Below are 19,608 nucleotides of genomic sequence, written 5' to 3' on the forward strand. Positions count from 1 at the left end.
ACGCGCTGGGTCGCTGCTGTGCGCCGGCCTCCCGCAGGCAACGGATCGTGACGGTATTCGAAGCCTTGCGGGCGTGGCAGAATCCGCGCCTTTGCCTGGCAAGGAGCGTCGTCATGCTGCGTCCCGTTGTGTTGTCCCTGTTGGTGCTTGGCGCCATGGCCTGCCAGGCCGGGGAGCTGCCGGAGCTCACGCCGCTGTGGCAGCAGCAGAAGGGCTGGATCAGTGCATGCGACAACCGCCGCGACTGCCAGCTGCTCTACACGCCGAACATCCAGTTTGCCGAGCAGGTCAATCACCTGACGCTGATCATCCGCAGCCAGGCTGGCCCCGAGGGGCGGGTGCAACTGCAACTGGAGCACCAGGGCGCGCCATTCGAGCTGCAGGCGCTGCGTCTCGACGGCCAGCCGCTGGAACCCGGCTTGCTGGCAGCCCTGGTCCAGGAGCCGGAAGCCCCCGACAGCACCCGCGAGCAGCAGTACTACCGGGTTGACGATCAGGCCCTGGCCCGTCAGTGGCTGGCGCGGCTGCAGGCCGGCCACGTGCTGGAGCTGCCGGGCGAGGAACCGGCCCAGGTGCTCCTGGCGGCTCTGCCGCACTTGCTGCACCGGGTGGACCAGGTCCAGCACCGCCGGGACACGGTCAGTGCCCTGGCGGAACCCGGCGAGCAGCCCGTGAGTTCGGTGCCCAGGGTCCGGCCACCCCGGGTACTGCGCCCCTACCCGGGGGTCAGGCCCCTTGGCGAGCTGGAGCGCGCCGGGCTGCTGGCGGCGGTGCAGGCAACATTGCCGCCGCCGAAGGCCGAGGAAGATGACGACTACGTCATGCCGCCGAGGATCGAGGTCTATCCCTTGACCGAGCAGCAGGCGCTGGTGTTCGAGTTCTCCGACTGTGGCGCCTACATCTGCCAGTTCGATATCAGCAGTCGCTCGCGCACCGCGCCCCATGGGCTTCAAACCCTGCAGATGCAGGCGCTGCCAGCCGGCAGCGTCGATCATGTGGGCGGCATCAACTATTACCCCGAGACCGGCGAGCTCAGCAGCTTCCTGATGGGACGCGGGATAGGTGACTGCGGTGAAATGGCCAGCTGGCACTTCGACGGCCAGGCCTTCCAGCTCACCGACTACCGGCGCATGCCCAACTGCAGTGGCCTGGGCTACGACAACTGGCCGGTGCTGTGGAGCACCGAGGTGCCCAAGCGTCCTTGAGCCCTGCATCAGGCACAGGCCTCGTGCTGGGGAGGCGCGCAAGGTTGCGCCTGCGCCGCTTCCAGCAACAGGTCCGCGGCTTTTTCCCCGATCATGATCGCCGCGGCGTTGGTGTTGCCGGTGATCAGGCTCGGCATGATCGAGGCATCCGCCACCCGCAGCCCCTGCAGGCCATGGACCCGCAACTGGTCGTCCACCACTGCCTGTTCGTCGTGGCCCATCTTGCAGCTGCCCACTGGGTGGAACACCGTGCCCAGGTGCTGGCGGATCCACTGTTCGACCTGGTCCTGGCTCTGCACCTGCGGGCCGGGCACCAGCTCGCCTTGCAAGCGCAGGGCGAAGGCCCGGGTCGCCGCGAGCTGGCGCACCAGGCGCAACCCGGCCACCAGCTTGCGCATATCCTCCGGATGGCTGAGGAAGTTGGCCTCGACCCGCGGCTTGTCATGCGGGTCGGCGGAGTTGAGGCGCACGCGACCACGGCTTTGCGGGTGCATCACCGCCACATGCAGGCTGATGCCATGACCCACGGGCACCAGGCGCTGGGGCTGGTTCTTCAGGGCCGGGGCAACGATCAGGCCCAGCTCCGGCACTGGCGAATCCGGGTCCAGGCGCAAGAAGGCTCCGGACTCCACGGTGTTGGAGGTCAGGGGCCCCTGGCGCCGGGTCAGGTACTGCCAGGGCGAGCGGGCCAGCGGCAGCAGGCCCTTGGCCGACAGGCCGTAGCTCAGCCGGGGGTCGCTGCGGTACATCAGCACGATATCCGGGTGATCCTGCAAGTTCTGGCCGACCCCGGGCAGGGCATGGCGCTGGTTTATGCCATGGCGCTGCAGTTCCTCGGCGGGGCCGATGCCCGACAGCAGCAACAGCTGTGGCGAATTGATCGCCCCGGCGCTGAGGATCACCTCTCGCCGGGCCAGCAGTTGGCGCACCTGGCCGTCCTGGCTGACCTCCACGCCACAGGCGCGGTTGCCTTGCAGCAACACTCGATGGGTCAGGGTGCTGCTCAGCACCTTCAGGTTCTGCCGCTGCAGCGCCGGGTGCAGGAAGGCCCGGGCCGCGCTGCAACGCTCGCCATTGATCTGGGTGACATGAAAGGGCCCGAAACCTTCCTGCTCCGGCCCGTTGAAGTCCGGGTTGTAGCTCCAGCCCAACTCCGTGGCCGCCTCGAAGAACACCCCGTTGACCGGGCTCGGGCTGCGCTGCTCGGCGACATTGAGCTCGCCGTGCTGGCCGTGCCAGGGCGAGGCACCAGGCTCGAAATGTTCCGAGCGCTTGAAGTAGGGCAGCAGCTCGTCGTGGCTCCAGCCCTGGTTGCCGGCAGCGGCCCACTGGTCATAGTCACGGCGATGGCCGCGGATATAGATCATGCCGTTGATCGCACTGGAACCGCCCCAGACCCGGCCCCGGGGGCAGGGGATCGGTACGTCGCCGCTGCTGGCCTGGGGGCTGAACTGGTGCATCCAGTTCCAGCGCGGGTTGGCGATCAGGCGGATGATCCCCGCCGGGGTGCGTATGTAGGCACCGGGTAGCAGCGTGCGGTCGCTGGGCCCGGCCTCGATCAGGCATACCTGGACCTTGGGGTCGGCGGACAGCCGGTTGGCCAGCACGCAACCGGCGGAGCCGGCGCCGACCACGATGTAGTCGAAGGTTTGTGCGGCGTTTTCACTCATGGGGAATACCTCTTGGGCAGTCACGAAAATCCATCTCAGAGCCCCAGCAGCGAGCCGACGTCGAGGGTCACTTGCAGGCCGACGACAAAACCGTTGCCGCTCAGCTCGCGGGCTTGCGGGTTGTAGAAATTGTCCGGATTGATCAGGTACTGGAGGCTGGGCTCCAGGGCCAGTTGCCGGGTCAGGGCGATGTGGGCATTGGCTTCCAGGGCATAGACATTGCGCTCGCCCAGGTGCGCATCGCCGCCGCTGGCGATGCGTGCCTGCTGCTGGAAGCGCAGCTGGTGATCGTTCAGGCGCAGGTAGCTGGCCTTGAGGTTGAGCTTGTCCCGGGGCCGGTCGAAGGGCGCGAGGTAGGTCAACCCGGCCTCGGCGAAGCGGCTGAAGGGTTGCTTGGCATCGGCCGCCGCCGACAGCGAGCCGAACAGCAGCAAGGCTTGTGGGGCGCTGCCCGAGCCGGCGTCGGCGCGCCACAGCGCTTGCTGGAACTTGAAGAAGGCGCCGCCGGTGCCGAAGGTCTTGGCCCCCGTCAGCGGGTCCACCTGCTTGGAGGTGTTGTAGTAGCCATTTAGCTCGTAATGAAAACCATAGCCATCGCGCTGCTGGCTGCCGAGCCCGAGCAACAGGCTGGTGCCGCTGGCATCGTCGGTACTGAAGTCCAGGCCCTTGCGGTGCTTGAGATAGTCCACCGGGTTGGATTCGAAGGCGCCGCCATGCACGTACCACTGGGGTGCCAGTTGGTACTTCAAGTAGCTACCCCAGGCGCCGTAGGGCGGCGGCAGGATGCCGGTGGAGGCGTCGATGATCGGGTCGTTGCAGGTCACCGTGCTTTCGCAGTTGTAGATGTAGAAGTAGCGCCGGGCATTGGTGCGCCCCAGGCTCAGGTCGACCTGGCCGTCGAGCCAGGTCTGCTGGTAGGTCAGCAGGCTCAACTGGTTGCTGGTCAGGTCGTTGTGGATCGGCGCGCCGCCGAAGTAGCTGCCGGCGGCCCCTTGCCAATTGCGCGAGGTGGGCACGCCGGTTTCATGATCGAGGATGAACAGCGTCTGTTCGACATGCAGGGCCGCCCCGTCCAGGCCGGCGAAGGTTGCAAGGTCGATATCGGCCCCGACGAACAGGTCGCCGCTGTTGCCGAAACTGTGGGGCCGGGGGCCGGTGTCGAGGTTTTTCATCGACAGGCTGAGGAACTGGATATGCGGGGTGATGCCATGCCCGGCCAGGTCGTCGCCCAACCCGGCCAGTGGCCCGCTGCGCGGCTCGGGCGGGGTTTGGGCTAGGCAGGGCAGGGGCAGCAGCAAGGCAGCCAGCAGCGGGCATAGCGCAGGGAATGCGTTCATGTCGGGTACTCGTTTCTTGTTGTTCTTGTGATGAGTGTCGAAGGCCGGCTCGATCAGGCCTCGGCCAGGGCGGGTGTCGGGTTGACCAGCACCTTGATCTGGCGCTTGTCCTGCAGCAGGACCTCGAAGCCGTGTTGCACCGCCTGCTCCAGGGGCAGGCAGCGGCTGACCAGCCGGGACAGGTCCAGGCGTTTACTGGCCAGCAGCTCCAGCAACTGCGGATAGACGTCGCGATAGCCAACGCTGCTGAGCAGCCGCAGCTCGTTGTTGACCAGGTGGAAGGCATCGAACTGCACCTGGCCCATCAGTCCCACCAGCACCACTTCGCCGCCCTTGCGCAGGCTGTGCAGGGCATGGTCCAGGGTCTGCTGGCTACCGGCCGCTTCGAAGATGCTGTCCAGCCCGCCGTCGCTCAGTTGCCGCAGGCGCTGGCGCAGGTCGGGTGCGGCGCCATCCAGGGCTTGGGTGGCCCCCAGCTCCAGGGCCAGTTGCCGGCGTGCGGGGTCCAGGTCCACGGCGTAGATGCGCTCCACCCCCCGGAGCCGGGCCAGCAGTACCAGCAGCAGGCCGATCGGCCCCAGGCCGAACACCGCGCAGCTGGCGCCAGGTTGCAGGCTGCTCTGGTTCAAGGCGTGGCAGGCCACGGCCGCCGGCTCCAGCAACGCCGCCTGGCGGAAGCCGACGCTATCGGGCAGCCGGTGCAGCATGTAGGCGGGCACCAGCGCCTGTTCGGCAAAACCGCCGTCGCCCATCAGGCCGATGAAGCCCATGGAGTCACAGAGGTTGTACTGGCCCTCCTGGCAATACCGGCACTGGCCGCAACGGTATTCCGGCTCCACGGCTACCCGCTGCCCCAGCAACCCGGGATCGACCCCGGGGCCCAGGGCCAGTACCTGGCCGCAAAACTCGTGGCCCAGGGTCAATGGTGCCCGGCAACCGGACAGCGGATGCGCCTGCTGCTGGGGGATGGAGTGCGGGCCGTCGGCGTATTCGTGCAGGTCACTGCCGCAGATGCCGCAATAGGCGACCTGCAGCAGCACCTCGCCGAGGCCGGGCTTGCGGGTCTGTACCTGGCTCAGGCGCAGGTCGCGGGCGGCATGCCAACGCAGTGCGTTCATGGTCGTTCTCCTTGCAGGGACGGTTGCGGGGCCATGGTGGTCTGGCGCCGGGCCAGCACCGCTGGCGCGGTTTCCTTGAGCAGCAGCGCCAATGCGGCGGCCAGTACGGCGCCGGCGCAGGACATCCACATGACGATCGACAAACCGAAGCGGTCGGCGGCGAAACCGGCGAGGGTCGGGGCGACGAATCCACCCACCAGCTCGCCGATGCCCATGATCAGGCCCAGGGCGGTGGCCATGACTTCTCGTGGCACCGTTTCCGCCGGAATGGTGGCCATGAACAGGGTGAAGCAGCCCAGCCCGGTGTAGGTCAGCAGCATCAGCACCCCGAGCATCCACGGCGTGGGCGCGAACAGCAGGGCCAGCGGACAACAGGCCGAGACCAGCGAGAACAGCACCAGGGTCGGGCGCCGGCCGATGCGGTCGGAAATGGCCGGTACGCCGAAGCCCCACAGCACCCAGGCGCCGCCCAGGCAGCTCATCACCGTGCCCATGCTGGCCGGACTGTAGCCGCGGACCTTGACCAGGAAGGTCGGGGTGAAGGAAATCAGCACGATGAACCAGGTCAGGAAGAAACAACTGATCAAGGTGCACAGCAGGATGTTGCGGCTCTTGAGCAACGCCAGCCGACTGACGCCGTTGCCGCTCGGGCCCGGTGCAGGTGTTGTGCGGCTGGGCGCATCCGGCTGGACGTAGCGCCAGATCAGCAGGGCGATCAGCAAGCCGGGCACCAGCGAGATGATGAACGCATGGCGCCAGCCGTAGGCCTCGGCCAGGGCCACCAGCACCGGCGGACCGATCACCGCACCCAGCAGGCCGGCGGCCGAGCCTTGCAGCAGGCCCATGTTCAGGCCCCGGCGGTGGGGCGAGGAAGCTTCTACCATCAGCGATTGCGACAGCGGCAGGATCGGCCCTTCGGCCAGCCCCATGATGGCGCGAAACAGCAGCAGGCTGAGAAAACCGGTGACCAGCCCCGACAGCGCCGAGCACAGCGAGAACAGCAGCACCGCGACGATCAAAAGCGGCTTGCGCCGCCCGCGCCGGTCGGACCAGGCCCCCACCAGCGCCCCGGAAACCGCCCAGGCCAGGGCCAGCACCGACGACAGCAGGCCCAGGTGGCGATTGCTCAGTTGCAACTCGTCGGCCATGAAAGGGAACAGGAAGGACAGCGCCAGGCGGTCGAAAAACACGAAACCGAAGGTCAGGAACAGCACCCCCAGCAAAGTGTTCTCGTAGCTGGCCTTGTTGTTTTTATAAGCCATTAGGATTCTCCGCACGCAGGTCGGGACAGGGATCAGCGAAACAGGGTGTCGATATGGGCCGCGCCCAGGCCGATCTTTTCGTAGTGCGCGCGGCACAGGGCGATGTAGGAATGCACGTCGAAGTAACCGTCGGGCTCGCCCTGTTCGTCGAGCCAGATCAGCGGGCCCTTGACGATGAAGAACACGCGCATCGGCTGCTCATGTTCGTAGGCCACCAGGGTGTGACCCTCGCCCGGGGTCTCGTAGACGAAGTCGCCGGCGGTGGCCGTCCAGTCGTGTTCCAGGTAGCCCCACTTGCCGGACAGCGTGTAGGCGAAGACTTCGTGGGGGTGGTAGTGGCGATTGACCAGCCCGGCGCTGCGGGCCATGAGGATGTCGCACCAGCGGTTCTCGCTGGGGGAGATCCACAGCGGCCGCGAGGACACGGTCTCGGTGAAGGGCACGTACAGGCTCAGGTCGTCGCTGGCGGCGTTGGGCAGGTAGACCTCGGGCTTGGCGTCGGGCTTGAAGCAGTTGGCGATGGGCAGCAGGTCTTTCCAGAACTCTCGGGTGGCGGCTTCAGGCATGCTCGGGCTCTCTTGTGATGGTGGTGTCGCTGAGGCAGCGACAGCGACAGCGGGGCTGACAGCACGACTCTAGGCCTGCGCAGGGAGGGCGGTTTGTCCGTATCGGACCGCTTTGTTGTCGATTTCGGACGGTTGCGCCCGGGCCACGTCCGGTGGGCGGAGGCAGTTGACAGGGCAGATGCTTCAGATGTTAATGAATGCCCGCAAGCCGCGAGTTTCGTGGCGTGCGGTGCCTGGGCGGAGCCTTGCCGTCCAGGGAACATCTCGCCGCCATGAGAAGAACAACAATGTCTCCATGCGCCTTGCTCGAAACCCGCCACGCCAGCACCCAGGCCGTCGACCAGGACCTGCGCCTGGCGTTCTGGGAGGACTACAACGCCAGCACCCTGGTGGGGCTCAAGTGCAACTCCTACGCCGAGAGCGGCTTCACCGCCCGCCAGGACAACCTGCAATTGAGCGCCATGCGCCTGGCCCGCATCGTCGGCAACGAACATGTGGTGGAGCGTGACAGCTCGATGATCCGCGGGGTGCCCAAGGAATCGATCTTCGTCTCCCTGGTCACCGGCAGCGGCTCGTTCTTCTACCAGGGCGGTGCCTGCCAGGTGCTGGCGCCGGGGGAGCTGATGGTCTATCGCACCGACAAGCCCTACCTGTTCGGTTTCTCCGGGGCCATGCGCCAGTTCATCTTCGACATTTCCCAGGAACAGTTCGCCCGGCGCTGCCTGCGCCGTTTCGACCAGCCATTGAAGATCGGCGTGGAGGGCGGCGCCCAGCGCCTGCTGTTGCGGACCCTGGCCGAGCGTACCCGGGGGTTCTTCCAGCAGCCCTTGTGCGGCCAGGCCGAGGACTACCAGGAACAGGCCTTCGAGTTGCTGGCCAGCCTGATCGCCGGGCAGGTGGAGCAGCGGCCGATCAATGCTTTGAGCGCTTCCTACCTGTTGGCGGCCAAGCAGTACATTCAGGAGCACCTGGCCGACCCGCAACTGAGTTGCGAGCGGGTAGCGGCGCAGACCGGTGTTTCCGTGCGTCACCTGGCCCGGCTGTTCGCCCTGGAAGACCAGGTGCCCAGCCGCTTCATCCTGGAGAAACGCCTGCAGCAGGCCCACCAACTGTTGTGCAGCCCCCAGGGGGCAGGCCTGGATATCAGCGAGATCGCCTATCGTCATGGCTTTGCCAGCCAGGCCCACTTTGCCCGGGCCTTCAAGGCGCGCTACCAGCGCACGGCCAGCGAAGCTAGGCGCTACGGCCCCTCGGACGCCTGAGGGGCCGGGCCGCCGAGCGATTCAGCCGGCGGCGGTCTGCAGTGCCCGGGCCTGCTGGTCCAGCAACTGGCGTTGCAGGGCCAGGGCCGGTTCCTTGGGTTGTTGCAGGCGCACGAACTCCAGCATCGGGTCGGTGACCTCGGTGCGAATCCCCGACAATGCCTCCAGGGTGGCCAGGCCGCAGAACGGCACATAGGCTTCCGAGTAACCGCCCTCGTGCACCAGCACCAGGCGCCCGCCGCACAGGCGTTCGGCGGTATCGCGCAGGCACTGGGTCATTTCGCGAAACGACTCGCTGTGCAGCAGCATCCGCGCTAGCGGGTCCACGGCGTTGGCGTCGTAGCCGCAGGCGACGATGATCAACTGTGGCCCGAAGCGCTCCAGCGCCGGCACCACGATGCGCTGCATGGCCTGCAGGTAGGCATCGTGGCCGCCGCCGGGCAGCAGGGGGATGTTGATGTTGTAGCCCAGGCCCGGGCCGCGCCCACGGTCCTGATCACCGCCATAACTGGGCGGGAAGCAGCCGTCCTGGTGCAGGGACAGGGTCAGTACATCGGCCCGTTCCTCGAAGATCGCCTGGGTGCCATTGCCGTGGTGCACGTCCCAGTCGACCACCGCTACCTTGCCCAGGCCGTGGCGGGCCTTGGCGACCTCGATGGCGATGGCGATGTTGGCCAGGAAGCAGAACCCCATGGCCTGGTCGGCCAGGCAGTGGTGCCCCGGTGGCCGGGACAGGGCGTAGGCGTTGTCGGCCTCGCCGCTGAGCACCGCATCCACCGCGGCGATGGCCAGCCCGGCGGACAACTTGGCGATTTCATAACTGCCGGGCCCCACCGGCGCCTGGTCGCCCAGGTCGCCGCCGCCGGCATCGCTCAGGGCCTTGAAGCGCTCCAGGTAGGCGGCGCCGTGGACCCGCAGCAGGTCCTGGTCGCTGGCCGGTTCGGCGCTGCGCAGTTGCAGTTGCCGGGTCAGCCCGCTGACATCCATCAGGCTTTTCAGCCGGCGCTTGGTTTCCGGCGACTCGGCATGCCCGGCCGCGGCCGGTGGCTGCACCCAACCGCCTACCGGCAGGGTCAGGCTGTGGGGGCTGGCGCTGTGCCACAGGCACAGTTCATCGAAGAAAAACGCGGTTTTGCAGGTCATGGTGACATCCATCGTTCAAGAAAACGGTTACGAGCGGGTCGGTCGGCAGCCCAGGACCAGGGCCAGGGACAGCAGGGTGAAGGTGGCGCCGGCCAGCAGCAGGCCCTGGAAGCCGCCGCTGCTTTCGATCAGGCGCCCGGCCAGGGCGGGGCCGATGGCCAGGCCAACGCTGATCACCAGGTTGGAGGCATTCATCAGCCGCCCGCTGCGATCCATCTGCGCCATGCGCGCCAGGACCAGCGGCAGGATGAAGGTCCAGGTGAACTTGAATACCAGCGCCGCCAGGGCGAAGCGTGCCAGTTGCGGTTGCCCGTACAGCAACAGCACCGAGCCGGCCATCAGGCCATAGCCCAGCCACAGCAGGCGGCTACCGGGCAGGCGATCACCGAACAGGGTGGCGCACAGGGCGCCGATGATGCCCATCAAGGTGGCGATGGCCAGGATGTCGCCGCTGGCCTGGGCTGAAAGCCCGGCCTGGCTGCCGATGGCGCCGATGAACGTCCAGACTCCGCTCAGGCTGATGTAGAAGGTCAGGATGCCGAGGATGCCCAGGCCGGCCTTGAGCCAGGAGATCGGCGGGGTGGGCGTGGCGGCCTCCAGCGGCGGTTCGGCGCCGGCGGGAAAGCAGCGCGCCAGGGGCAGGCAGCCCACCATCAGCAGCGCCAGGATCAGGTAGCAGGCGCCCAGGCCGAAATGCTCGAACAGCGGCGGCAGCAGGCTCAGGCCAACGGCGCCCAGTACCAGTTGGCCCATCACCCAGAAACCGTAGGCACGACTGGGGTTGGGGCTGGCAGCGGCACTGGCCAGGCAGATGATCATCAGCGAGCCACCCGCCAGGGCGCTGCAAAAGCGCGCCACCAGCAGCAGTGAATAGTCGTGGACCTGCATCGACAGCAGGTTGGCGCCGATGAACAGCAGGGCGCTGCACAGGGCCGTGCGGCGCCAGTCCAGGTGCTTGAGCCACCAGATGGCGGGCAAGGTGGCCAGGCTCATGGCGCCCAGTTCGGTGCTGAACAGGTCGCCGATCTGGCTCGGGCTCAGCTGCCATTGGCTGGCCAGCTGCGCGGCGATGGCCGGGGCCATCAGCAGTACCGCAGGCGTGATGGCGGCGAACAGGACGATGGCCGCCAGTCGCCCCAGGGGCTGGTGGGCCAAGAGGGCGGTGTCGCTCAGGGCAGGGGTGCGGGTGTTCATGGACAGGTTTCCTGTGGCAAGGGGGTCAGAACACATGGACCAGGCGCAACAGCGCGTCGGTGCCGGCGAAACCGTTGTCGGTGGCGACATTGCGCGACAGGCTGAACATCAGCTGGTTGCGCGAGTCCAGCCAGTGGCCGAGCTCGAAACCGGCCTGGGTGTAGCGTCGGTGGGTGTCGTCGATGCGCCGGTCGTCGATGCGCAGTTCGCCGCCGTCGGCGTGAATCAGCCGCAGGGCGCCAAAGGTGCTGGGAGTGAAGTCGTAGGAGGCGAAGGCTTGCAGGCGGTACAGCGGGTCTTGCTTGAGGTCGCTGCCCAGGTAGTCGTTGTTGGTGCCGTAGAACTGGGCCTCGAGATTGGCCTCCAGGACCCACTTCTCGCCCAGGCCCTGGGTGTAGTTGTAGACGAAGGTGGCGCCCCAGCGATTGGCCCCTGGCGACACTCCCGGATCGCGGCTGTGGTACTCGCCTACCGGCAGCGTGATCAGGGTCAGCAAGCCGCTGTAGGTGCGACTTTGCGGTTGGTTGATGAAGAACAGCGTGCCGCCCACCTGCGGGTCGCCGAACCCGCTCTCCTGGCTGTGGTGCGCGGCGCCGGGCAGGTGTGCCTCGGTGTCGACGAAGGGCACGATGAACTGCGGGGTGCAGAGGGTTGCGCACAGGTCGCTGAAGAACACCTGGCGGTAGGCCATGGCATTGACCCGCAGGTCGGCCTTGCCGGTGGTGTCGGCCGGGCCGTGGAAACTGTCGGCGCGGGTGGCGGGCAGGTACAGCACGCCGAGGCTGGTGCCCACCGGGGCGCCGAAGAAGTCCCGGGCGTTGAGGTCCGCGGCCTGGGACGCCAGGCTGGCCAGGGCGCTGGCCAGGGCCAGGGTGGTACGGGTGAGATTGCGGGTCATGAGCGGTGCGTCTCTTGTTGGAATTGTTGTTCGGCGAAGTGCTCGCCGGCACACGGCAGTGGCTTGGAAAAGGGCAAAGGCTGCCCGGGGCCGTCAAAGGCGACAGCGCGAGTTGCAACGGCAGAGGGTGTTGGTTGTCAGTCGGGCGGGGCGTGCAGCAACTGGGCGATGCGGGCCTTGTCCTTGACCCCGAGCTTGCTGTAGATGGCGCGGATGTGATGGCGCACGGTGTTGGGCGACATGCCCAGCTCGCGCGCCACTTCCTTGTAGGTCTTGCCGTCGCCGAAACCCTGGGCGACTTCGTTTTCCCGGGGACTGAGCTGGGGCAGCAGGGTGCGGCTGCGGGCGGCCAGCAGGAACAGGTCGCCCACCGCCGTGGATTCCACCTGCAGGCATTTGCCTTCGTAGCCACCCAGCTCCAGCGGCTGCGGCAGTTGCGGGCCGTTCCAGTGCGGCCATTGGTTGAGCAGCAGTTCGACGAAGCCGCTTTCGGCGCATTGCAGCACACCCCGTCGATCGCACACGGCCAGGGCCAGGTTGCGCGGTCGGGTGAGCTGCTCGCGAGTGGCGACCAGGGTGCGGATCTGGTTGGCCGAGACCGCTGCCACCAGGTGCAGCATCAGGTTGTCCAGCAGCTCGCGGTCGTCGTCGTTGAAGCGCGGCGCGCCGGGCTGGCGGTACAGGGCCAGGTGGCTGCTCAGGTGGGTATGGGGATCGGTGTGCACCACGCACAACAGCTCGCCGATGTTGTACAGGCGCCCCAGCCAGTTGAGGCCGGCGCCATTGTCCGGGTCGGCCATGTCGACGATCACCGCCCGCCCCGGGACCTGGTGGACCCGGCGCACCGTGACATCGACGTGGCGGATCGATTGCCAGTCCGGCAGGTAGCTGGGGGGCAGGCGGTACAGGTAGCAGCTGTGCTCGTCCGGTATGCCGTCCACCAGGGCCGAACGCCCCCACCAGGCACTGTCGAAGGGCAGCAACCGGGCGATGCGGGCCAGGGCATGCGGGTGCAGGTGCTCGATGTCCTTGTTCTGGGCCAGTTGCTGCAAGGCCAGGACCAGCTCGCTGAAGGCTTGCAGGCGGCCCGACGAAGGGGCTTGGGATCGACTCATGGCGTTGTACCTCGGGGCGACGTTGTTATTGTTTTCGTCACTGAAGGATGAACGGCCGGTACGCCCGGGTAGGCGTGGGCAGGGCCTGGGTCGAGTATCGGCGCCCGGACCGCTGGCCGCCATCCTACAGATGCAGGAGGTGGCGCGGGGTCCGGGCCGGGAGGCGGGGGTCAGGCAGCCTGGCAGGGCCGGGGCAGGCGGTGGAAGCTGCGGCTGAAGTACACCAGCGAATCGCCGCGCTCCTGCACGCTGATCTCGTCGAGCTCCACCAGCATCAGCGAGTGGGTGCCGATCTCCTGGACCTCGGTGATCCGCCCCTGCAGGCTGGCCAGGGCACTTTCCAGTACCGGCAGGGCTTGCAGGCCGTCGCGCCAGGGGTGCAGGCCGAAGCGCTGGTCCATGGCCACGCCGGTCATGCCGGCGAAGTGCCGGGCCAGTTCCTCGTGTTCGCCGCTGAGGATGTTCACGCACAGCCGGCCATTGCCCTTGAACACCGGGTTCAGGGCGCTGTTGCGGTTGACGCAGACCATCAGCGTCGGCGGGCTGTCGGTGATCGAGCACACGGCGGTGGCGGTGATGCCGCAGCGCCCGGCCGGGCCGTTGCTGGTGATGACGTTGACCGCTGCGGTCATGTGCGCCATGGCATTGCGAAAGGCAAGTTGCTTGGGATCGAGTACGGACATGGGCGTTCTCCGAAGGCATGACCGGTGGCGAGGGAGCAGGCCCCTCGCCATGCAGGGCTATTGGCGGATGCGATCGAGCATGTTGATGTCGTCGGGGTTGGCCAGGTGCGGCACGGTCCAGCCGTCGAGGTCGTAGTCGCTCAGGCACTTGTCCACCAGGGCGGTCATGGCCTGCATCGAACCACTGGCCTGGGCGTGGCGCAGGCACTGCATGCGGATCTCGTCCTGGCTGCCGGCGTAGTTGATCTCGTACAGCTCATGGCGGCCGCCGAATTCGGTGCCGATGGCATCCCACAACAGCTTGAGGATCTTGATCCGCTCCTCGTGGCCCATGCCCCCCGAGCCTCGGCAATAGGTGCCCAGGTACTGGTTGAGCAGCGGGTCCTTGAGGTCGCGGGAGCCGGAAGGCAGGTAGATCAGGCCGCTGGCCACCACTTGCTCGATGATCTTCTTGATCTCGGTATAGGCCTGGGGCGCCAGCACCCGATAGGCCTGCAACGCCTGGGCGCTGGGCAGGTAGGCGCCGTTCAGCCATTCGCTGGCGTTGCCGTGCATGGCATCGGTGAGGGACCAGAACAGGTTGCGCCAGGCCACCACTTCGCCCACCTGGGCCTGGACCCCGCGAAACTCCAGGGAACCGGTGCACTGCAGGGCCTTGACCAGCAGGCCGCTGATGAAGTCCAGCTTGACCGCCAGGCGGGTGCAGCCCTGCATCGGGAACAGCCGGCCGAACCCGCCCTGGGGGAACCACTGGCGGCAGCGCTCGAAGTCGCGGTAGATCAGCACGTTCTCCCAGGGGATGAACACCTTGTCCATGATCAGGATCGCGTCGTTCTCGTCGAAGCGGCTGGACAGCGGGTAGTCGAAGGGCGAACCGGTCATGCCGGCCTGCAGTTCGTAGGAGGGCCGGCAGATCAGCTTCATGCCCCGGGTGTTCATCGGCGCGATGAACATCAGGGCGAAATCGGTGTTGTCCCCCAGCAGCTGCGCCGAACCCTGGCCGACGAAGTTGTAGTGGGTCAGCGCCGAGTTGGTGGCCACCACCTTGGCGCCGCTGACGATGATCCCGCCCTCGACTTCCTCGTCCACCGAGATGAACACATCCTTGACCTGGTCCACCGGTTTGTCGCGGTCGATGGGCGGGTTGACGATGGCGTGGTTGAGGTAGAGGCAGGCCTCCTGGATGCGCTTGTACCAGGTCCGGGCGTTGTCGGCGAAGGGCCCGTAGAACTCGGCGTTGGCTCCCAGGACGCTGCCGAAGGCAGCCTTGTAGTCGGGGCTGCGGCCCATCCAGCCGTAGGTCAGGCGCGACCAGTCGGCGATGGCATCGCGTTGCTGGCGCAGCTCGTCCGGGCTCTTGGCCGAACGAAAGAACTTGTGGGTGTAGCCGCCGTTGCCGGTGTCGGTGGCCCAGCACAGCTGCTCGTGGGTCGCCGGGTCGTGCAGGGCGTCGTACAGGCGGGCCATGGAGGCGGCAGAGTTGCGAAAGGCCGGGTGGGTGGTGACGTCCTTGACCCGGTCGCCATAGATGTAGATTTCACGGTCGTCGCGCAGGCTGGCCAGGTATTCGGCGCCGGTCAGCGGGCGGTGGGAGGAGGCACGAAAGTCTTCGGGTTTCATATCCAGTCTCGGCGTTGTTTTTATTGACCGGGATCATGATGGGCAGCGACGGGCAGGGGAGAAATGGCTTTTTCGGCGATTGGCTTGCACTTTCCACAGGCCACCTCGGTGCCGTCTTGTAGAGGGCAGCAGGCGTGCTTTATCGATTCACTTCGCGTTGTGGTGTTCGAGGCCCGAATCCGTGGGGTTTTTCGGGTTTTTTTTTGCGAATCAGCCAGATGAAAGCGCAACGTCGGCCGATATCCAGGACAGGCACCAAGGATCGTGGTGCCACGCTGGCGCCCCTCTGATGCGCCGGCGATTCAATGGCATGGATGCTCATCGTCATGTTCTCCTGCGAGAGTCGCCCTATGACCCTGCGTAACCTGAATATCGCCCCTCGAGCTTTCCTCGGTTTTGCCTTCATTGCCTTGCTGGTCGTCGTGCTGGGGGTGTTTGCGGTCAATCGCATGTCGATCATCCGTGAAGCTTCCATCGACATGGAAAGCAACCAACTGCCCAGCGTCGGCTACCTGGGCAACCTCACGGAGAACGTGCTGCGCCTGCGGATCCTGTCGTTCCGCGTGCTGGTCAATCGCGAGCCGGCGGGCCTGGCCGAGGCCCAGACCCGCATTGGGGCGTTGGTGGACAAGGTGCGCCAGGCGCAGGCCAGCTACGCGGCGCTGCCGGCGGGCCCGCAGGAGGCCGCGCTGTACAAGACCTTCTCCGGCACCCTGGATAATTACCTGCAGGCCCAGAAGGAAATGCTCGAGTTGTCGCGCCAGGACAAGCTCGATGAGATGCGCCAGTTGATCAATACCCGGATCAAGGAAGGCACCGACCAGATGGGCGAACAGCTGAACCAGCTGATCGCCATCAACAGTGCCGATGCCACCGCCGCGTCCAAGGCGGCTGGCGAGCACTACAACAGTGCGATCACCGGGATCGTCATCGTCGCGCTGATTGCCGCGGCGCTGACCATCATCCTGGCGCTGTTGCTGACCCGCAGCATCGTCAGTCCGCTGACCCGGGCATTGAATGCGGCCGAGGTGATTGCCGGCGGCAACCTGCGCCAGACCATCGAGGTCGATGGCAAGGACGAACCGGCGCGCCTGTTGCGGGCCCTGGCCGAGATGCAGGCCAGCCTGCGCCGGACCATCGAGCAGATCGCCGGCTCGGCGACCCAGCTGGCCTCGGCATCGGAGGAGCTCAGCGCGGTGACCGAAGAGGCCTCCCGTGGGGTACAGCAGCAGAACACCGAGATCGAGCAGGCCGCTACCGCCGTCAACGAAATGACCGCTGCCGTGGAGGAGGTGGCCCGCAACGCCGTGTCCACGTCCGAGGCTTCGCAGCAGTCGACCCAGGCCGCCCGCAATGGCCGCGACCGCGTGGTACAGACCGTCGATGCGATCCAGACCATGGCCCACGACGTGCAGAACACCTCGGTGATGATCGAGGGCCTGGCGACCCAGGGCCGGGACATCGGCCAGGTGCTGGACGTGATCCGTGCCATTGCCGAGCAGACCAACCTGCTGGCGCTCAACGCGGCCATCGAGGCGGCCCGGGCGGGTGAAGCCGGACGCGGGTTCGCGGTGGTGGCCGATGAAGTGCGGGCCCTGGCCCACCGTACCGCCCAGTCGACCCAGGAGATCGAGAAGATGGTCGCCGGCATCCAGAACGGCACCGGCCAGGCCGTGGAGTCCATGCAACAGAGCAACCAGCGCACCCAGAGCACCCTGGAACTGGCCCGTGCCGCCGGCGAAGCCCTGGAGCAGATCGCCGAATCGATCAACCAGATCAATGAGCGCAACCTGGTGATCGCCAGCGCTTCGGAAGAGCAGGCGCAGGTGTCCCGCGAGGTGGACCGCAACCTGGTGAACATTCGCGACCTGGCTACCCAGTCGGCGGCCGGGGCCAACCAGACCAGCGCGGCCAGCCATGAGCTGTCGCGCCTGGCGGTGGATCTGAACGCGATGGTCGCGCGCTTCGTCATCTGACTGGTCGGCGCCGGCGTACGGCGCTCGACGAGTAGGGTTGCAGCACCTAGGGTTTGGGCTGAGGCGTCTTTCAAGGAGAAAGCCATGCGCTACTCAGCCCTGACCCAACGGATTGCCGGCGAAGGCTCCGCGGCCTGGAACATCCACTACCGGGCCCTGGCCCTGCGCGATCAAGGGCGTGATGTGCTGCTGCTGACCGTGGGCGATCCGGATTTCGATACCCCGGGGCCGGTGGTCCAGGCGGCCATCGACAGCCTGCTGGCCGGCGATACCCATTATTCGGAAGTGCGCGGCAACCTGGCGCTGCGCAGTTGCATTGCCCGCTGCCATCACCAGCGCAGCGGCCAGGTGGTGGATGCCGAGCACGTGGTGGTGCTGCCGGGCGCGCAGTGCGCGGTGTTCTCGGTGGCCCAGTGCCTGTTGGGCCCCGGTGACGAAGTGCTGGTGGCCGAGCCGATGTACGTCACCTACGAAGGGGTGATCGGCGCTTGCGGCGCGACGGTGGTGCCGGTGCCGGTGCGGGCCGAGCGCGGCTTCTGCGTCGATCCGCTGGATGTCGCGGCCCGAATCGGCCCGCGTACCCGGGCCATGCTGCTCAACAGTCCGAACAACCCATCCGGCGCGAGCTTGTCCCTCGATGACTGGCAGGCCCTGGCGCGGTTGTGCCTGGAGCATGACCTGTGGCTGATTTCCGATGAGGTCTACAGCGACCTGCTGTACGAAGGGCAGCACCTGAGCCCGGCGAGCCTGCCGCGCATGGGCGAGCGCACCGCGACCATCAACAGCCTGTCCAAGTCCCATGCCATGAGCGGCTGGCGGATCGGCTGGGTGATTGCCCCCACGGTGCTGGCCGGGCACCTGGGGAACCTGGCCCTGTGCATGCTCTATGGCCTGCCGGACTTCATCCAGAACGCCGCCGTGGTGGCGCTGTCCAGCGACTTGCCGGAACTGGTGTCGATGCGCGAGGAGTACCGGCGGCGCCGGGACCTGGCGTGCTCGATGCTGGAGCAGTGTCCCGGGTTGCAGCCGGTACGACCCGATGGCGGGATGTTCGTCATGGTCGACATCCGCAAGACCGGCCTGGGTGCCCAGGCCTATGCCGATGGCCTGCTAGAGGGCCATGGCGTGTCGGTGCTGGCCGGGGACGCCTTCGGCCCCAGCGTCGTCGGGCATGTGCGGATCGCCCTGGTGCTGGACTGCCAGCACCTGGCCGATGCCTGTCGGCGTATCGCCCGCTTCACCGCGCAATTGCCAGCACAGCATGTCGAGGCGTCGCAGGGGTGATCGGCTTCGCGGCGGCAATCTATGGCTTGGGGCGCAGGGCGTACCAGGTCAGACCCAGGGCCAGGCTGAACAGGCCGGTCAGGGCTTGCAAGGAGCCGGCAGCACTGTCGACCAGGGCGTTGGCCAGCAGGCCGCAGAGGGCGCTCATGACCATCTGGATAAAGAAGAACAGCCCCGAGGCACTGCCCGCCATGGCGGCGTAGGGTTGCAGGACCGCCAGTTGGCAGGCGGGAATCGCCAGGCCCACCGACAGCATGATCGCCAGCATCGGCAATACGATCGCCAGCAGGCTGTCGGGCCACAGGCCGCGGGCGACCAGCAGCAGGCCTGCAGCGATCAGGTTCAGCAACGTGGCCCGGGCGATCAGGCGGTCTGCGCCGTGCCTGGGTGCCAGCTGCTGGAACAGCCGCGAGCCCAGCAGGTAACCGGCCACGGTGGCGGCGAACACCAGGGCATAGCTGCCCGAGGACAGGCCCAGGCTGCGCTGGAGCAGGGCCGGCGATTGCAGGATAAAAGGGAAGTAGGTGCAGTACAGGCAGCCGATGGCCAGGGAGTAACGCATGAAGTAGGGCGTACGCAACAAGCCCAGGTACAGCCGTGGCAGGCTTTGCGGCGTGCATCCGGGCGCTTGTGGCACGCGGGTTTCGGCCAGCCTGGCGAGCATCAGCAGCCACATCGCGGCTGCTACCAGGCTCAGGCACAGGAACAGGCCGCGCCAGCCCAGCCATTGTTCCAGCAGGCTGCCCAGCAGCGGGGCGATCATGGGCGACAAGGCGATGCCCATGGACAGCAGGCCCAGCAGCCGCGCCTGCTGCGCCGGTGGGCAGCGGTCGCGGACCATGACCCGGCCCACCAGGGTGCCGCAGCATCCCCCCAGCGCTTGCAGCAGGCGTGCGCCCATCAGCACCTCGACCCGGCTGGCGAACAGGCAGGCCAGGCTGGCCAGCAGATACAGCGCCATGCCCCAGAGCAGTACCGGGCGCCGGCCAAAACGGTCGCAGAGCGGTCCTCCCAGCAACATCGACAGCGCGTAGCCCAGCATGTACAGGCTCAGGGTCAGCTGCAATTGGGCATCGGTGGCGCCCAGTTCATCGGCCATGGCCGGCAGAGCGGGCAGGTACAGGTCGATGCTGATCCGTGGCAGGCAGACCACGATCAGCAACAACAGGGTCCACAGCCAGGGGGCCAGGTCTTGGGGGGCAGCAGAAGAGAGGGATGGGGTGTCGGTGGTCGGTTTCATGATCGGCTCGCAGGTCAGGCATGGCCGGGACGTTA

The 19,608-nt window shown here is 66.9% G+C and carries 16 protein-coding genes and 1 pseudogene; 5 read left to right on the forward strand and 12 right to left on the reverse strand.

Features of this window, described 5'->3' with window-relative positions; genetic code table 11:
- Positions 1-113: 113 nt before the first annotated feature.
- Positions 114-1,205 (forward strand): DUF1176 domain-containing protein, encoded by a 1,092-nt coding sequence (locus LGQ10_RS01385; protein WP_226524423.1) that lies wholly within the window; start codon positions 114-116, stop codon positions 1,203-1,205.
- A gap of 8 nt (positions 1,206-1,213) precedes the next feature.
- Here LGQ10_RS01385 and LGQ10_RS01390 read toward each other — a convergent pair whose 3' ends face one another.
- The 5 genes from LGQ10_RS01390 to LGQ10_RS01410 are packed head-to-tail and all read right to left on the reverse strand — an operon-like array spanning position 1,214 to position 7,158.
- Positions 1,214-2,875, reverse strand: coding sequence for a GMC family oxidoreductase (locus tag LGQ10_RS01390; protein WP_226524424.1), 1,662 nt, complete (start codon positions 2,873-2,875; stop codon positions 1,214-1,216).
- A gap of 35 nt (positions 2,876-2,910) precedes the next feature.
- Positions 2,911-4,212 carry a carbohydrate porin gene (locus tag LGQ10_RS01395; protein ID WP_226524425.1) on the reverse strand — a complete coding sequence of 434 codons (1,302 nt, stop codon included), beginning with the start codon at positions 4,210-4,212 and terminating at the stop codon, positions 2,911-2,913.
- Positions 4,213-4,265: 53 nt separating this feature from the next.
- Positions 4,266-5,330 carry a 2,3-butanediol dehydrogenase gene (locus tag LGQ10_RS01400; RefSeq protein ID WP_226524426.1) on the reverse strand — a complete coding sequence of 355 codons (1,065 nt, stop codon included), beginning with the start codon at positions 5,328-5,330 and terminating at the stop codon, positions 4,266-4,268.
- A complete protein-coding gene (locus tag LGQ10_RS01405; protein ID WP_226524427.1) occupies positions 5,327-6,592 on the reverse strand; it encodes an MFS transporter in 1,266 nt (421 codons plus the stop codon). The genes LGQ10_RS01400 and LGQ10_RS01405 overlap by 4 nt, the downstream gene beginning before the upstream one ends.
- Positions 6,593-6,624: 32 nt before the next feature.
- The gene (locus LGQ10_RS01410) at positions 6,625-7,158 is read right to left on the reverse strand and encodes a 2,4'-dihydroxyacetophenone dioxygenase family protein (RefSeq protein WP_058438863.1); all 534 of its coding nucleotides are present in this window, start codon (positions 7,156-7,158) and stop codon (positions 6,625-6,627) included.
- Between the two features lie 287 nt (positions 7,159-7,445).
- Here LGQ10_RS01410 and LGQ10_RS01415 point away from each other — a divergent pair, with 287 nt between their 5' ends.
- Positions 7,446-8,420, forward strand: coding sequence for a helix-turn-helix domain-containing protein (locus LGQ10_RS01415; protein WP_226524428.1), 975 nt, complete (start codon positions 7,446-7,448; stop codon positions 8,418-8,420).
- 21 nt (positions 8,421-8,441) lie between these two features.
- Here LGQ10_RS01415 and LGQ10_RS01420 read toward each other — a convergent pair whose 3' ends face one another.
- From LGQ10_RS01420 to hpaB, 6 genes are all read right to left on the reverse strand, one after another.
- Positions 8,442-9,563, reverse strand: coding sequence for a class II histone deacetylase (locus LGQ10_RS01420; RefSeq protein ID WP_226524429.1), 1,122 nt, complete (start codon positions 9,561-9,563; stop codon positions 8,442-8,444).
- 27 nt (positions 9,564-9,590) lie between these two features.
- Positions 9,591-10,757, reverse strand: a complete 1,167-nt coding sequence (locus tag LGQ10_RS01425) for an MFS transporter (RefSeq protein WP_226524430.1) — start codon at positions 10,755-10,757, stop codon at positions 9,591-9,593.
- A 25-nt stretch (positions 10,758-10,782) separates the two neighbouring features.
- Positions 10,783-11,655 (reverse strand): transporter, encoded by an 873-nt coding sequence (locus LGQ10_RS01430; protein ID WP_226524431.1) that lies wholly within the window; start codon positions 11,653-11,655, stop codon positions 10,783-10,785.
- A gap of 137 nt (positions 11,656-11,792) precedes the next feature.
- Complete coding sequence (locus LGQ10_RS01435; protein WP_058436367.1) at positions 11,793-12,770, reverse strand: helix-turn-helix transcriptional regulator; 978 nt, start codon at positions 12,768-12,770, stop codon at positions 11,793-11,795.
- Between the two features lie 170 nt (positions 12,771-12,940).
- On the reverse strand, positions 12,941-13,453 hold the full coding sequence (gene hpaC / locus LGQ10_RS01440; RefSeq protein ID WP_226524432.1) for a 4-hydroxyphenylacetate 3-monooxygenase, reductase component: 513 nt from the start codon (positions 13,451-13,453) through the stop codon (positions 12,941-12,943).
- Positions 13,454-13,510: 57 nt separating this feature from the next.
- Positions 13,511-15,073, reverse strand: a complete 1,563-nt coding sequence (gene hpaB, locus LGQ10_RS01445) for a 4-hydroxyphenylacetate 3-monooxygenase, oxygenase component (protein WP_226524433.1) — start codon at positions 15,071-15,073, stop codon at positions 13,511-13,513.
- Between the two features lie 350 nt (positions 15,074-15,423).
- Between hpaB and LGQ10_RS31465 the strand changes: the two are divergent.
- The 3 genes and pseudogenes from LGQ10_RS31465 to LGQ10_RS01455 form a co-directional block, all read left to right on the forward strand.
- Positions 15,424-16,143 (forward strand): annotated as a pseudogene (locus tag LGQ10_RS31465) (MCP four helix bundle domain-containing protein); the annotation flags it as partial.
- A 201-nt stretch (positions 16,144-16,344) separates the two neighbouring features.
- Positions 16,345-17,049, forward strand: coding sequence for a methyl-accepting chemotaxis protein (locus LGQ10_RS31470; RefSeq protein ID WP_413247600.1), 705 nt, complete (start codon positions 16,345-16,347; stop codon positions 17,047-17,049).
- Positions 17,050-17,133: 84 nt separating this feature from the next.
- Entirely contained in the window at positions 17,134-18,333 is a 1,200-nt protein-coding gene (locus tag LGQ10_RS01455) for a pyridoxal phosphate-dependent aminotransferase (RefSeq protein ID WP_226524435.1), read from the forward strand.
- 19 nt (positions 18,334-18,352) lie between these two features.
- On the opposite strand, the gene LGQ10_RS01460 is transcribed toward LGQ10_RS01455, so the two are convergent.
- On the reverse strand, positions 18,353-19,573 hold the full coding sequence (locus LGQ10_RS01460; protein ID WP_226524436.1) for a multidrug effflux MFS transporter: 1,221 nt from the start codon (positions 19,571-19,573) through the stop codon (positions 18,353-18,355).
- Between the last annotated feature and the right edge of the window lie 35 nt (positions 19,574-19,608).

Source organism: Pseudomonas sp. L5B5 (genome assembly GCF_020520285.1).
GTDB lineage: Bacteria > Pseudomonadota > Gammaproteobacteria > Pseudomonadales > Pseudomonadaceae > Aquipseudomonas.

Excerpts from the sequence above, each read along its gene's own strand:
- LGQ10_RS01385 (WP_226524423.1), top strand. The coding sequence starts at position 114 with ATGCTGCGTCCCGTTGTGTTGTCCCTGTTGGTGCTTGGCGCCATGGCC.
- LGQ10_RS01390 (WP_226524424.1), bottom strand. The coding sequence starts at position 2,875 with ATGAGTGAAAACGCCGCACAAACCTTCGACTACATCGTGGTCGGCGCC.
- LGQ10_RS01395 (WP_226524425.1), bottom strand. The coding sequence starts at position 4,212 with ATGAACGCATTCCCTGCGCTATGCCCGCTGCTGGCTGCCTTGCTGCTG.
- LGQ10_RS01400 (WP_226524426.1), bottom strand. The coding sequence starts at position 5,330 with ATGAACGCACTGCGTTGGCATGCCGCCCGCGACCTGCGCCTGAGCCAG.
- LGQ10_RS01405 (WP_226524427.1), bottom strand. The coding sequence starts at position 6,592 with ATGGCTTATAAAAACAACAAGGCCAGCTACGAGAACACTTTGCTGGGG.
- LGQ10_RS01410 (WP_058438863.1), bottom strand. The coding sequence starts at position 7,158 with ATGCCTGAAGCCGCCACCCGAGAGTTCTGGAAAGACCTGCTGCCCATC.
- LGQ10_RS01415 (WP_226524428.1), top strand. The coding sequence starts at position 7,446 with ATGTCTCCATGCGCCTTGCTCGAAACCCGCCACGCCAGCACCCAGGCC.
- LGQ10_RS01420 (WP_226524429.1), bottom strand. The coding sequence starts at position 9,563 with ATGACCTGCAAAACCGCGTTTTTCTTCGATGAACTGTGCCTGTGGCAC.
- LGQ10_RS01425 (WP_226524430.1), bottom strand. The coding sequence starts at position 10,757 with ATGAACACCCGCACCCCTGCCCTGAGCGACACCGCCCTCTTGGCCCAC.
- LGQ10_RS01430 (WP_226524431.1), bottom strand. The coding sequence starts at position 11,655 with ATGACCCGCAATCTCACCCGTACCACCCTGGCCCTGGCCAGCGCCCTG.
- LGQ10_RS01435 (WP_058436367.1), bottom strand. The coding sequence starts at position 12,770 with ATGAGTCGATCCCAAGCCCCTTCGTCGGGCCGCCTGCAAGCCTTCAGC.
- hpaC (WP_226524432.1), bottom strand. The coding sequence starts at position 13,453 with ATGTCCGTACTCGATCCCAAGCAACTTGCCTTTCGCAATGCCATGGCG.
- hpaB (WP_226524433.1), bottom strand. The coding sequence starts at position 15,073 with ATGAAACCCGAAGACTTTCGTGCCTCCTCCCACCGCCCGCTGACCGGC.
- LGQ10_RS31470 (WP_413247600.1), top strand. The coding sequence starts at position 16,345 with ATGACCGCTGCCGTGGAGGAGGTGGCCCGCAACGCCGTGTCCACGTCC.
- LGQ10_RS01455 (WP_226524435.1), top strand. The coding sequence starts at position 17,134 with ATGCGCTACTCAGCCCTGACCCAACGGATTGCCGGCGAAGGCTCCGCG.
- LGQ10_RS01460 (WP_226524436.1), bottom strand. The coding sequence starts at position 19,573 with ATGAAACCGACCACCGACACCCCATCCCTCTCTTCTGCTGCCCCCCAA.